The organism is Microcoleus sp. T2B6 (assembly GCF_036700475.1).
GTDB lineage: Bacteria > Cyanobacteriota > Cyanobacteriia > Cyanobacteriales > Microcoleaceae > Microcoleus.
This window is the reverse complement of sequence record NZ_JAUBOZ010000028.1, coordinates 1-13,765: the sequence shown is the minus strand read 5'-3', so window position 1 is coordinate 13,765 and position 13,765 is coordinate 1. Positions and strand designations below refer to the sequence as shown.

Annotated in this window: 11 protein-coding genes and 1 tRNA gene; 7 read left to right on the top strand and 5 right to left on the bottom strand. The window is 46.3% G+C overall.

The genetic code is table 11. The features are described from left to right. The first annotated feature begins 290 nt into the window (after positions 1-290). Entirely contained in the window at positions 291-1,394 is a 1,104-nt protein-coding gene (locus QUA00_RS14660) for a site-2 protease family protein (RefSeq protein ID WP_333410076.1), read from the top strand. A 575-nt stretch (positions 1,395-1,969) separates the two neighbouring features. Here the strand turns inward: QUA00_RS14660 and QUA00_RS14655 are convergent. From QUA00_RS14655 to QUA00_RS14645, 3 genes are all read right to left on the bottom strand, one after another. Continuing rightward, the gene (locus tag QUA00_RS14655; protein ID WP_333148088.1) at positions 1,970-5,638 is read right to left on the bottom strand and encodes a PAS domain S-box protein; all 3,669 of its coding nucleotides are present in this window, start codon (positions 5,636-5,638) and stop codon (positions 1,970-1,972) included. A 439-nt stretch (positions 5,639-6,077) separates the two neighbouring features. Further along, on the bottom strand, positions 6,078-6,206 hold the full coding sequence (locus tag QUA00_RS14650) for a hypothetical protein (RefSeq protein ID WP_333410075.1): 129 nt from the start codon (positions 6,204-6,206) through the stop codon (positions 6,078-6,080). 108 nt (positions 6,207-6,314) lie between these two features. Then, positions 6,315-6,704, bottom strand: coding sequence for an AbrB family transcriptional regulator (locus QUA00_RS14645; protein ID WP_333060228.1), 390 nt, complete (start codon positions 6,702-6,704; stop codon positions 6,315-6,317). Positions 6,705-6,969: 265 nt separating this feature from the next. On the opposite strand from QUA00_RS14645, the gene QUA00_RS14640 reads away from it, so the two are divergent. The 4 genes from QUA00_RS14640 (at position 6,970) to pyrR (ending at position 10,001) form a co-directional block, all read left to right on the top strand. After that, positions 6,970-7,413, top strand: a complete 444-nt coding sequence (locus QUA00_RS14640; RefSeq protein ID WP_190656033.1) for an Rrf2 family transcriptional regulator — start codon at positions 6,970-6,972, stop codon at positions 7,411-7,413. Between the two features lie 37 nt (positions 7,414-7,450). After that, entirely contained in the window at positions 7,451-7,852 is a 402-nt protein-coding gene (locus tag QUA00_RS14635) for a GFA family protein (protein ID WP_333148091.1), read from the top strand. A 109-nt stretch (positions 7,853-7,961) separates the two neighbouring features. Then, a complete protein-coding gene (cbiB, locus tag QUA00_RS14630) occupies positions 7,962-9,041 on the top strand; it encodes an adenosylcobinamide-phosphate synthase CbiB (RefSeq protein WP_333410099.1) in 1,080 nt (359 codons plus the stop codon). Positions 9,042-9,467: 426 nt separating this feature from the next. Beyond that, positions 9,468-10,001, top strand: a complete 534-nt coding sequence (gene pyrR, locus QUA00_RS14625) for a bifunctional pyr operon transcriptional regulator/uracil phosphoribosyltransferase PyrR (RefSeq protein WP_333322462.1) — start codon at positions 9,468-9,470, stop codon at positions 9,999-10,001. Between the two features lie 262 nt (positions 10,002-10,263). On the opposite strand, the gene QUA00_RS14620 is transcribed toward pyrR, so the two are convergent. Next, a tRNA-Ile gene (locus QUA00_RS14620) sits at positions 10,264-10,336 on the bottom strand. 185 nt (positions 10,337-10,521) lie between these two features. Between QUA00_RS14620 and QUA00_RS14615 the strand changes: the two genes are divergently transcribed. Continuing rightward, positions 10,522-11,214 (top strand): hypothetical protein, encoded by a 693-nt coding sequence (locus QUA00_RS14615; protein WP_333410074.1) that lies wholly within the window; start codon positions 10,522-10,524, stop codon positions 11,212-11,214. Between the two features lie 68 nt (positions 11,215-11,282). Then, on the top strand, positions 11,283-12,761 hold the full coding sequence (locus tag QUA00_RS14610; protein ID WP_333410073.1) for a hemolysin family protein: 1,479 nt from the start codon (positions 11,283-11,285) through the stop codon (positions 12,759-12,761). 139 nt (positions 12,762-12,900) lie between these two features. On the opposite strand, the gene queC is transcribed toward QUA00_RS14610, so the two are convergent. Beyond that, positions 12,901-13,575 (bottom strand): 7-cyano-7-deazaguanine synthase QueC, encoded by a 675-nt coding sequence (gene queC / locus QUA00_RS14605; RefSeq protein WP_333410072.1) that lies wholly within the window; start codon positions 13,573-13,575, stop codon positions 12,901-12,903. Between the last annotated feature and the right edge of the window lie 190 nt (positions 13,576-13,765).

Below are 13,765 nucleotides of genomic sequence, written 5' to 3'. Positions count from 1 at the left end.
TCTTGCCTGTTCATGACAGAGGTGCAAGATTTGAGTTAAAATCGGCTGAAAATTCAAACCGAAAATTAAAACAGATATCCTCCTCAAGCCTCATAGCAAGAACTTCCGTTTTGAGATAAGGATTTTTAACCCCTAGCGGGCCAAACCGCAGTCGGCGGTAATTATTCAGCAAACCGAACCTCCACAGACGGATAACACCCTAATTGAAACATTAACATCGCCGTTACGTTTCGTTACGATAAGGAGACAGAGAGAAAAACCTCTCATTCGTAAAATCAGAGTTAGCCATTATGAACGGTACATTTCGCGTCGGCAACCTGTTTGGGATTCCCTTCTTTGTCAACGCATCTTGGTTTTTAGTTCTGGGTTTAGTAACCTGGCAGTACGGCGGCGCATTAGCTGCCCTGTTTCCCACATTGGGCCCCGTAGCGCCCTGGATGCTGGGATTATTCACAGCGTTACTGTTATTTGCTTCCGTCTTAGCCCACGAATTAGGACACAGTTGGGTAGCCATTAAACAGGGAATTGGCGTGAAATCGATTTCGCTATTTCTGTTTGGCGGACTGGCTAATTTAGAAAGAGAATCCAAAACCCCAGCCGAAGCATTTTGGGTAGCAATTGCAGGCCCGTTGGTGAGCTTATTTCTATCCGGTTTGTTAACAGCCATAGGCATCGGTGCTGGTCTCACAGGTCCCGCAGCGGCCATCGTCGGACTTTTAGCTTCCATCAACTTAGTTCTAGCCTTATTTAACTTAATTCCCGGTTTGCCCCTCGACGGTGGCAACATCCTCAAAGCGATAGTCTGGAAAATTACTGGCAACCCTTACAAAGGTGTAATTTTTGCTAGCCGCGTCGGTCAAATAATTGGTTGGATTGCCATTGCTACAGGCGTATTCGGCAATATTTGGAATCTAGTAATCGGTTGGTTCTTACTGCAAAATGCCGGTCAATCTGCACAATATGCCACAGTCCAAAATAAACTGGCAGGCCTGACAGCCGCAGATGCTGTGACACCCGAAAGTCCGATCGTCTCCCAAGACTTGTCCCTCAGAGAATTTGCCAACAACTACGTTATCGGTAGCGCCCATACCTGGCGCCGGTTCCTGGCAACAGATGATGCCGGACAATTGGTAGGGGCGATCGACCTTGACGACCTCAAAACCATTCCTACTGGACGCTGGCCCGAAGTTTTAGTGAAAGAACTCCTGAAGCCGATCGAATTTTCCACCACCGTCAAACCGGAATTATCCCTCCTCGAAGTCGTCACCCTTCTGGAACAACTCAAAGTACAAGAACTCCCCGTCATTCGCGAAAACGGTGTCCTCGTCGGACTTGTAGAAAAAGCTGAAATTGCCCGCCTGCTACAAAAACGAGCCGAAGCGAACCCTGCTTGATATCCTCAGATACTTGACAAATAATAGTTAACCCCCTCGATTGCCCCTTATCAAAAGCGCGATCGGGGGGGTTAACTCTAGCTTCAAAAAAGTTAAGTCCAACACAAATAGTCCGGGACGAAACTGTCACAATATTTAAATATTTTTTGAGGTATGTTCTTGAGTCCAGGACTGACTAAGGATCGCGAATTAAATAACTTACAAATTTAATTGTTATTGTGGGATGGGCGTCCCGCCCGTCTTTTTTGGACGGGCGGGACGCCCATCCCACATTCAAGAGTGGAAGTTATTTAATTCTCATTCCAAAATTATTACCTGCAAATCAACAATAATAATTATTATATAGCCTTTCTAAACTTTCGTGAGGTACGCGGGCGAGCAATTCCATATCTATTGCCAATAGCCCGCAGATATAGAAATGATCTGCGTTAATCTGTGTTCATCTGCCTTAATCTGCGGTTTGGTTTGTCTATCCATCAAAAATTTAGGCACTCTTGTCTACTGATTACCTGACAATTCTCAACCGTACCGCACTGTTACTGAGAAAGGCTGTATAAGTTAATCTTCGGCGCAACCTACAGCTCAATTTCAGCAATCAAATCTAGTATTTTTTGATAATCAAAATTATATAGATGATTCATCAGAACTTCCGCAAAAACATCATTATCGATACCGATTTCCTCAATACTTCTGGCAATCAAGTCGAAGTCAGCCTCACGGACGGCCTGTTTTAGATTGCTCGTCCATTCTGAGGAAACTTTCGGCTTGGAGTCCAGCGTAAATATTGCAGCACTATCAGATATTTTTTCTTGTACCATACTTGAAATCGGCGATAAATCATTGACTTGAACATATTTATTGATCGCTTCACCAGCACCCGCTGCGCTAACAACTTGAATGTCAAATTTGAAGACTGTGCCGTGTCCCACTTCGCTCTCGACAGTAATGTCGCCCCCCATTAATCTTATGAACTCGCGGCTGATGTTTAATCCTAAACCCGTACCTGTTTGAACTTTTTTTTCTGATGAAGTTTGCACCAATAATTCAAATATGCTTTCTAATTGTTCCGGCAAAATGCCAACTCCTGTATCGGCTATTTCAAACCCAATAAAAACTATTTCTTGATGTTCTGCAACATTTAAAAAATCGTTTTTTGTAGGGTTAATTATTCGGAATTTATTTTGCCCAACTGTGACTGAAACTGAACCATTTTTGGGGGTAAATTTAACCGCATTATCTAAGAGATTAATCAACACTTGTCGCAACTTAACCTCATCACTTTGCACGTATTGGGGGACATCGGAAGAGCAGTCAATAATTACTTGCAATCCTTTATTTTTCGCCGCAATTTGAAACATATTCTGCACGTCCCCCAGCAAGCGGTACAAGTCAAAGATTTTGGGGTTGAGTGTCATGCGCCCAGCTTCAATTTTAGATAAGTCTAAGACTTGATTGATCAGTTGGAGCAGGTGTTCTCCGCTGCGGCGAATAATTTGGATATTTTCTTTTTCCGCCAAAGTTAAATTAGCGCTGGGTTCCATTAATTGAGCGAAGCCGAGAATGGCGTTGAGGGGGGTTCGCAATTCGTGGCTCATGTTGGCGAGAAAGAGGCTTTTAGTTTTGTTGGCAGCTTCTGCGGCTTCTTTGGCTTGTTGGAGTTCTTGTTCTGCTTGTTTGCGATCGCTCGTATCAATAATTATGCCGTGCCAGACAATATCTCCATTTTCGCGCAATTCTGGTCGAGAATAACCTTGCAGCCATTTGAGTTTTCCCGATGCTGTCACAATCCGCCACTCGTGGGAAAATAGTTCTAGATCAGTGGCACTTTTGACAATTGCCTCGAAGTGACTGGATCGATCGTCCGGGTGCATTTGTTCGTAGAGTAAAGCAGAGTTGTTCTGGATTTCCTCCGGCTCTAATTCTTGAATTTCTCGGCACAGAGGACTGATATATTCCATCTTGACTGAGCCGTCGGGATGCTGCACGAAGATGTAAAGTTCTCCGGGAACAGTGTTCGCTAATTTGTGAAACAGAGCTTCGCTTTTTTGCAAGGCTAATTCTGCTTGTTTGCGATCGCCAATATCAATCCCAAATCCAAACAAGAAATCCAGGCGGCCACCTTCGTCTAGCACCGGTGTGCCGTGCCACTCGACTAACAAAGTCCGATCGTCCGAAGTGAGAATGCGATGTTCGTTAACCGTTTGCTCCCGCGCTGTTACGCCCGTAAAAATTGAATGTAATCCGGCTCGATCGCTTGGGGGTACAAATGTAGCTAAGTAATCTTTGCCTGCAACTTCTGTGGCAGTATAGCCCACCGCTTCCAGCATACTGTTATTCGCCAGCAGGATTTTACCCTCAGAGTCGATCGCCACAAAAAAAATCGGAGAATTTTCGATAATCTTTAAATTAAAGTCGCGCTCTTGACGGATAATTTTTTCAGCTTGCTGGCGCTCCTCAATTTCGAGCTGCAAGCGGGCATTGATCGAGGCTAGCTCCCTCGTGCGATCGACTACTTCAATTTCGAGGGTACGGTTGTAGTCAGCCAATATTTGCTCTGCGTGTTTGCGAGCCGTAATATCTTTAAAAACAGTAATAACATAAAGGATATTCCCCGCACCATCAAACACCGGCAGCGCTCGCACTTCCAAACGAATATTTTTTCCGTCTCGGCGAATATCCATATCTTCAGCAATCACCTCCAAGCCACTCAACGCCCGCACAAACGGCATTTGCTCGACCGGGTAAAGTTGATTAGTGCCTGCTATATAAATTTGATAAGCTTGTGGTAGCTCTGCTGCGGTGGCATCGGGCATTTCTCCCCTGCCTAATATTTGCTCTCCAGCCGAATTCATGAAAATAACTGCGCCGCCCGGATTGATCGTCGAGACTCCAACGGGCAAATTTTCTACCAGTTGGGCAAATTTTTCTTCACTTTCTGCCAAAGCTTGAAAAGACTGTTTCAGTTGATCTGCCATCTCATTGAAAGACTGCGCTAATTCCCCAACTTCATCAAGCCTGCTGACAGCAACAGCGCGATCGAACTTTCTGGCGGCAATATCTTTAGCTGCTTCATTGAGCCGCAGCAGCGGCAGCGTTACCCACCTCGCTGTCAGCACTCCAGCAATTGTCGATAGCAGCAGCGCCCCCCAACAAAGTAAAATTGTAGTGCGCGTATTTTTGTTAATTTGCCCCATGAAATCGGATTCGGGAACTGCGATCGCAATCAGCCAGTTCAAACCGTAAACATCAGAAAACGGCAGCACTTCCACAAAATATGCCTGCCCGTCTCGGCTAAATTGCAGTTGCTGCCGCTGCTTAATGTCGCCAAAGCCCCCGAAGTGTTCGTACAAATACTCGGCTGCGGTGCGAATGACAGGAGTTTGGCTGTCTAAAACATTCAGCCGCTGCAGTTGCTGCTTTCCCGACATCTTTCTAAAGGGTGATTCTTGACTTGAACTGGCAACCAGCAAGCCCGATCGTTCGATCGCGAAAATTTGTCCCGTTTTGCTAAGCTTGATGCGATGGAGATATTGCTGAAGATCCGAGAGCGAAAAGTCTACGGCACTAACTCCCAGCAATTTACCATTTCGATCGCGAATTGGTTGGCTAGCAGCAATAAAAACAGTCCCAGGAGTAAAACCCGGATAAATGCTCGTCCAAATCGGTTTATTAGCTGCGACAGCTTCTTTGTACCAGGGGCGGAGACGGGCATCGTAGATTCCGGGTTCTGCCTTTAATTTATCGGTGCGAGTGCCGTTGCCGTCGGTAGCGTAGTAAATGCTGTGAAAGTTGGTAGACTTGTTCGCCGCGACAATTTGCAAGCTGTTATCCGTGGGGTTGCGCCAAATTCCGAGATATTCCCCTGATTTTTCAGCACCGAAGGATATCCATTGAATGGTTTTAAAAGATCGCATTTGTTGCCAGAGGAACTTCTCTCCCCGAGGCTGCGGCTTTTCTAACTGTAAGTTTAATTCACCGCGCTCGATCGCTTCAGCGTTAAGTTTATTTACCCACTGGGTAGGTTCGAGAAAAGAAATCAGCTTTTCTTCCACTCTCTTTCCCGTCTCCGCGATCAATTTCTCGGCGAGCTCTTCGACTGCTCTTTCTCCGTTGCGAAAGGACAGATACCCGACAATCGCAACTGCTGCGACGATTTGCAGCACAAAAGAGGCCACTAGAAGGCGACGCAGGGAGATTTTTGTTTGGTGTTGAGAAGTTTTGCTCGCGAATCGGGGCAACGGCATAGGCTGATGACTAATTGCTCCCTAACACTTTAACTGTTCCAGCCTGTAATTTCACTTAGGGGCGATCGAGGTGTTTCCTTGCCATCAAAACCCCTCCCACCCAGACACAAATCAGGAGCAAGCACGAGACTTATACCATTTTAGATTTTAGATTTTAGATTTTAGATTAAATAATTGGGGATGGATGAGGAAGCTCGTGCTTTGGAGTTTGCCGACAGTTGCATTCTTTTTTTTAAACTCGTATTACGCACTCTTGGCCCAGAATACCTCCGCCATTTTCTTGCTTTGGTGAGTTTCCTAGCTCAACCAAACCTAATTCTTCCTTCAAACCTCTTCGGTTCATCAATTACATCCGTTAAATCCCGTACACTATTGGCTGCCGAACATCCATCCGTTACATCCGTTACATCCGGTACACAATCCGTTGCCGAACTTCTCTTTAACTGCTACGCGGAAGATCCCCCGCTTGTCCAAACGGATATAGCGAGGGGTCGAGAATAGGTATTCTCGGAAAATATAAAGTAGTGGCAGTGGCTTTTGTCGAGCCATTGCCATCTATAGAAGCCATAGTGTTTTAGGCTCACAGAAAGATTTCAGAGCCAATTCTCTGCTTGCAGTCAATGCTTGAAGTCAAACCAACCAGTTCAAGCAAGAAGTCAAAGCAAGTGGTAAAGGCCTAGGCTACTTCTTCTTCTCGATCGATTTGGCGCAGGTGAATGTGCTTGCGTCCCAGAGAGATTTCAAATTCATCTCCTGGCTGGAGTTCCATCTGTTTCGTGTAGGCGGCTCCAATCAGTAAGTTGCCGTTAGATTGAACGCTAATCCGATAGCTGGCAGAGCGTCCGCCGCGTCCATTGCCGTTTTGCTTCCCGTCTAGCTGAATGCCTTCTGCATCAATCAGCGCATTCAGGAATTTCATCATGTTGACCCGTTCTACGCCGTTCTTGGTAACGGTGTAGTAGCCACAGGCTCTAGCTTTTTCTTCCTTGGTAAGGTTCTCTAGGTCTTTGACCTTTTTGATCAGATCTTCGCCTTCAAGGGGTTCGATATTTTTCTTTTTAGCCATTTACTGAGTCCTGAAATATTCAACTGGTGTACGGATTTTTTCTCGGTTGGTTTTTGGTTTGACCAAGAAACTTTAGCTTTATAGCTGGTCGTAAAACCATATTACACCGATCGGCTCAATTGTTAACCACTATTATCTAAATATTTTTAACAACCTGCAGTCTTTCTTGAGGAGTAGCTGCAGCCGGTGCGAGCAATCTCTAAACTCGGTAGCATAAGCTATCAGCTATCAGCTAGCTGAATATTTGCCCCGCTCTTAAAATCCCATGAAGTTAACCACACGCGGACACTACAGTGTCAAAGCATTACTGGATCTAAGTTTGCAACCTCGCTTTGGCCCGACATCGGTGAAATCGATAGCGAAGCGACAGGAGTTACCTGCTCCGTATCTAGAAAAATTGCTGATTGAAATGCGACGAGCCGGTTTAGTCCAATCTGTTCGGGGTGCCCAAGGAGGATATCAATTGGCCCGCCAGCCCGCTCAAATCTCTTTAGGACAAATCTTAGAGGCTGTAGGTGAAACTATTGAACCTTTACCTCGACATTTTCCCGACGCGACACAAGCAGAGGACTGGGTAACATTCAGTTTGTGGAACCGATTGCACAAAAAACTTGCCGAAGCGCTGTACAGTATTTCCCTCGAAGACTTATACTATGATGTCCGCAGTTGGCAAGCCGCTCTTGGGGAAGAAACTAGCTTTATCATTTAAATGGTAAGTTCATTCATTCGATCGCCAGCAAGCACACATGGACGCAACACTTGTTACCTACTTTGGCGGCTGTCACTGCGGTGCTGTCCGCTTCCGTGTCGCCGTTGACAAACACGAAGCATCTGATTGCAACTGCTCTATCTGTAAAAAGAAGGGATTTTTGCACCTCATTGTGCCGCCGGAACGTTTTACCTTGCTCAGTGGCGAAGATGTTTTGACCACCTATACATTTAATACAGGAACTGCTCAACATACTTTCTGCCGAATTTGCGGCATTCACTCGTTCTATCGCCCCCGATCGCATCCCGATCATTTCGATGTCAACGTCCGCTGTCTTGACGACTATGCCATCGAACACTTTCAGATCCTACCCTTTGACGGTGTTAATTGGGAGCAGAACGTACACTTGCTCCGCGACGAAAGTAATCTCAGCCGTTAAAATTGCAGCTCAAAAATCTTGCCTCCGCAAGGGTAGCAGTAGTTAAAACCTGCGCTACCATTGCGATCGCTCCTGCTCGGCCGGACTATCAAGTTTGACACAATATATAATGATGCCGGATGAATTTCCTGTTTTGATTTTAGCTGCGGTGTTGGATTATTCGATCGGCGATCCTTGGGGTTGGCCACATCCCGTGCAGGCGATGGGTTGGGCGATCGACCGCTATACTCGATTTGTCTTTAATATATGGAATAATCCCGCAGGTAAAATGCCTGAAGCAGGTGCTAGTCCTGCTGGATCTCGGCACCAACTGTTGCTACGAGGTGCTGGTACAATACTAGCGATCGGACTGATTGTAGGCAGTTATACTGTCAGTTGGTCGATCGTCCAAGCTGCTAGTTGGGTACATCCTCTTTTAGGTATTGCCATACAGACCATTTTGCTCGCAAGCTGTTTTGCAGGTCGCAGTTTGAGGGCCGCAGCAGAGGATGTGCTAGCACCTTTAAATGTTGGAGATTTAGTCAAGGCGCGAGAAAGGTTGAGCCTTTACGTCGGCCGGGATACCGAAAACTTATCCGAGCCAGAAATTCTGCGAGCCGTGTTAGAAACTGTAACAGAGAATGCAGTCGATGGCGTGACAGCACCGCTATTTTATGCCTTACTTGGGTTCGCTCTGCCGCATCTATTATTAAGTGTTACCGATCGCCCGATCGATCCTAACTCGATGTGGGCGAGTGCGATGGTTCCCTTGGCGATCGCTTACAAAGCAGCCAGCACATTAGATTCTACCGTCGGCTACAAAGAAGCGCCATACACCGATTTAGGATGGTTTAGCGCCAAACTAGAAGACGTACTGACGTGGATTCCTTGCCGGCTAACAGTGATTACTTTAGCCGTTATATCTGGCAAACCGATTTACATTTGGCAAATTTGTCAGAGAGATGCTGTTAAAGATGCCAGTCCCAATTCCGGTTGGAGCGAGTGCGTTTACGCCGCCATCTTGGGAGTACAACTAGGAGGTACCAATTCCTATCGCGGAGTTCTCAAACACAAACCGCTGTTAGGCGAGCCGGTTCACCCGATCGCAGCGCCGCTAATTTGCCAAGCATTGCAATTAACTCGGTATTGCTTTCTGATTTGGTTGGGACTATCATTGCTTTTTTATACCTTATTATGTTTGAGTCGCTAACTGATGACCTCACGCGAACAGTCCAGGAGACATAAATAACGTATTTCTGTCATTGTTCGCGCTCCAAGCATTGCAATCGCAGCATCTGCTTTTCATCCGTTCTGGGTAAGCCCAGCAGAAGACAGATATAAGCCACCGACAGAAGCAAAAAAAGTTTTGACAATCAAGCATCCAGGATACAAGCCCCCGGATTCATTCCGAAAGCAGACTCAGGACCCAGAAATAAAAAACCTGTATCCGATCAACAAGCCCCCGAATTTATCCGTGGGGTCAATGCTAAAATCTAAAATCTAAAATCTCAAATCTAAAATCGATTGACCTTAGTTCAAACCCCCAGATTCATCTGTCAAGTCAATCTCAAATCTCAAATCTCAAATCTCCAATTGTTCGATATGCCAACAGCCAACAATTAGCTCGCAGCAACCAATGACTAAAATTATCCAAATTTTATCCCCTGATGAAGTGAGGCGCACTCTCACCCGCGTCGCTTCCCAGATTGTCGAAAAATCAGGGAACCCCTCGGAGTTAGTGCTGTTGGGCATTCATAGTAGAGGAGTGCCTTTAGCTCAAATTTTGGCAGATCAAATTGAAGTCCTCGAACAAGTCAAAGTATCCGTGGGCGCTTTGGATATTACCTTTTACCGAGATGACTTGGATCGAGTTGCGATGCGGACACCGGCTAAAACAGAAATTCCTTTCGATTTGACGGGCAAAACTGTGGTGTTGGTAGATGACGTTATATATAAAGGCAGAACGAGTCGAGCGGCTTTGAATGCGGTAAACGATTACGGGCGGCCGGAGAAAATTTGGTTAGCGGTATTAGTCGATCGCGGCCACCGAGAAGTACCGATTCAGCCGGATTTTACTGGTAAAAAGTTGCCGACTGCAAAGGAAGAACAAGTTAAGGTTTACGTTCAAGAGCTCGACGGGCGCGACGGAGTGGAGTTAATTAAGGGTTGATACGATTTGAGATTTGAGATTTGAGATTTGAGATTGGGCAAAACTGACTGTTAAACAAAGTCCAGCTAAATAAACTAAGTAGGGTGCGCTGTAAGTAGCGCGTCAAACCACTTTTTGCGTCCATCACTGAGCAAAATACTTCGTTTCCGCCCACTGACAACGTAAAAAACCCGGTTTCTACCAGAATAGGGGCTTTTGGGTAAGCAAGCCTCTAGGAAGAAACCGGGTTTTTCGCGCGCGGAGCGTCCTATGTTCTTAAAAATCGGCAGTGCAGGAGTTGAACCTGCCTGGGGCGAATTATGAGTTCGCTGCCTAAACCGCTCGGCCAACTGCCGTTAAATCGATTTCTTCGACCTAACTCAAAATGAATTATAACATAATTTCTCAGTCCGTGCTAGAACTAGAGAACAAAAATCAAAATCTTTAGATCTGCTGAGTCCCCGATCGCCTGTTAGCCAATGTGCTGGAGCCGATCGACCGGACAAAGCAGTTTCTAGGACTCGGCATAAACTTATAGGCAATGGCAGTGAATTCGACGGTAGTGCTGACTCTAATTCTGCTGGCTCTGATGTTTGGAGCAGGCGTGACGAGTTCTGTTTGGGGATTTACTATAGGTCGCGAAGCCTTGCAAGGAACGACTCAACCCGATGTTCGTCCCAGCAACAATGCTGGCAGCGGCAAGCCTGGAAAGACGGCTAGCAAAGAGCAAGTGAGCATTTTGAAAGAAAAAGACATTCTCACAACCGTCAAAGCACGGGTAGAAGGTCGCGATCCAGAAAAAACAACGGCCGGGGCAAATACTAAAACAGAGAAGGCAAGCTCTAAACCAGCCGCGGCCAAAAAACCGGCTGCACAAAATGCCAGCGCCAAGTTTCCCCTGAACAGTCGCGACGGGGGAATAACCCTGGAAGTGAGCGCGGCCAGTCAGCGCAACAATTCCATGCTGCTAGACGTGAGCATGAAAAATGAGGGCTCCCAAGCTGTGAGGTTTCTCTACAGTTTCTTGAACGTCACTGACGATCGTGGCCGGGCCCTAAGCGCGACTGCCGAGGATTTGCCCTCGGAACTCCCCCCCAACGGGCAGGTGTTTTACGGTACGGTGAGTATTCCCACAGCTTTGCTGGAAAATGCTAAGGAAGTTTCACTGACGCTGACAGATTATCCAGGTCAAAAACTTCAGTTGCAAATATCTGGCATTCCAGTGGCGAAGTAAAATAAAAGAAGACCAAACCTGCAGAGGGATTCTCAGGTTCGATCGATAAAGTTTTTTTAGGGAGCATTGTGTCACTTTTAGGGGCGAGAGTGCAGGAGATATCTGATTTACCCGCGATGAGTTTGACAGAGGTGCTGTCGCGGTTGCTGTCAGTGCTGTTGCTGATTGCGATTAATGCTTTTTTTGTGGCGGCTGAGTTTTCGATGGTGACGGTACGCCGATCGCGCATCAATCAGTTAGTGGAAGCTGGCGACGTTGCAGCTCAAACGGTGCAATCTTTGCAGCAAAGTATTGAGCGATTGCTTTCGACAATGCAGTTGGGAATCACTCTTTCTAGTTTAGCTCTCGGCTGGATTGGAGAAAGTACGATCGCCGTGCTAGTGCGAATGTCGATCGGCTATTTGCCGCTGCCAATTTACATCAAGTCGGCGATCGCCCATTCTTTTAGCATATCAATAGTAACTTTTTTCCTGCTAGCTTACCTGCAAATCGTACTGGGCGAACTCTTTCCCAAATCTGTAGCGTTACTGTATTCCGAACAGCTAGCGAGAACTTTAGGGCCTCCAAGTTTATTGATTGCCCGTTTGTTCAATCCCTTTGTCTCGTTTCTCAATCAATCTACTCGATCGCTTTTGCGGTTTGCGGGCATCGAATACGATCTAAGGCATCGGCCGGTTACGCCCGAAGAACTGCAATTAATTATAGCTACCTCCAGCGAATCCAGCGGCTTGGAAGCAGAAAAGCGAGAATTGCTCAACAACGTCTTTGAATTTGGCGAAGTTTGGGTACAAGAAGTAATGGTGCCGAGGCCTAGCATTGTCGCACTTCCGAAGACGGCAACCTTTCAAAATTTGCTCGACGAAATGGCGATTTCTAACCATTCCCGCTATCCCGTGACGGGAGATTCTTTAGACGACATTATCGGCATTATTGGCTTCAAACAACTTGCGAAACCCCTAGCTGAAGGTTTGCTATCTCCCGACACGCCAATTGTACCTTGGATGCGTTCGGTGAGGTTTGTGCCGGAGATGATGCTGCTGGGGGAACTGCTGCCTTTGATGCAGAGTTCGTCGGAAGAAATTGCGATCGTAGTTGATGAATTTGGTGGCATTTCCGGGTTAGTGACGCTGAGGGATTTGATTGCCGAAATTATCGGCCGCAGCTACGAGTCGCCCGACAGCAAAGAAATTGCTTTGCAAGTATTGGACGATCGCACTTTTTTGGTGCAAGCGCAGTTAAATTTAGATGATGTGAATCAAATATTGAATTTGGATTTGCCAGTAACTGACGAATATCAGACAATCGGAGGTTTTCTGAGTTATCAGTTGCAAAGAATGCCGGCTGCTGGGGAAGTTTGGCGGGGCGAAAATGTGGAACTTACGGTTGTTTCTGTGTCCGGGCCGCGCTTGGATCAACTTCAAATTCACTTGTTGGAAGGGGCTGCGGGCGATCGAGCTTTGAGTGCAGTTGCAGCAGCGGATGAGGAAGTTGTGGGGAAAGGGCGAAAGAATAGCGGGTTGAGAGGTGTGGCGAAATTTTCGAGTTGAGATTTTGATGAAAATGGCGCTCAAAATAGCGCAACTTTTTATACCTAATCTGAGTTAGCAACCCCGTTTATTCTTTAGTCTCCTAGAGAGGAACGAGAGTTATGGAGGATCGTTTTTAACCGCCGAGTCCGAATACTTTTTAAGCATAAGGCACCGGATCTTTCAATCCCAATTCCTCAAAAGCTGCCAACCGAAGCCGACAAGAATCGCAAACACCGCAGGCAGCTTCACCCCCTGCATAGCAAGACCAAGTTTGCTCCCAAGGTACTCCTAATTTGTTGCCTAATTGAATAATTTCGGTTTTTTTAAGTTCGATCAAAGGTGTTATAATATTAATAGCTTCTCCTTCCCTTCCCTGCTTGGTTCCCAACCGAAATACTTCCTGCATGGCTTGGATGTAATCGAGGCGGCAGTCGGGATAGCCGGAATAATCTAAAGCGTTGACGCCGATGTAAATTCGATCGGCTTGTAGAGTTTCTGCGTAGGCGAGGGCAAAACTGAGAAAAATCGTGTTTCTAGCAGGAACGTAGGTAATTGGGATGTTTTGGGACATTTCTGCAAGATTGCGATCGATCGGCAATTCCATCTCATTATCCGTCAAAGCGGAACCGCCCCAAAGCGTCAAGTCAAAGTTTACTATCTGATGTGCCTTAACCGCGGCCGAAAGTGCGATCGCCCTTGCTGATTCCAACTCCCGCCGATGTCTTTGCTTGTAGTCAAAGGAAATAGCGTAACACTCGCAGCCGTCGGCTTTGGCTTGATACAAAACTGTTGAGGAATCCAGCCCTCCCGACAATAAAATAACTGCTTTCACTTAAAACATCCTCAATCAAATTAGCTTTTATATTTATATCAAAATAGTGGCGAATTGACAATATACCAAGGCTAAATGCTTTTTGAAACCTACATATTACACCATTGTCAAGAAGGGTGCATCTCAGTTTGGCAAATACATCAAATTGAAAGTTGACCGTTGAGATAAGCACAGCGAAGAGCAAGGATAG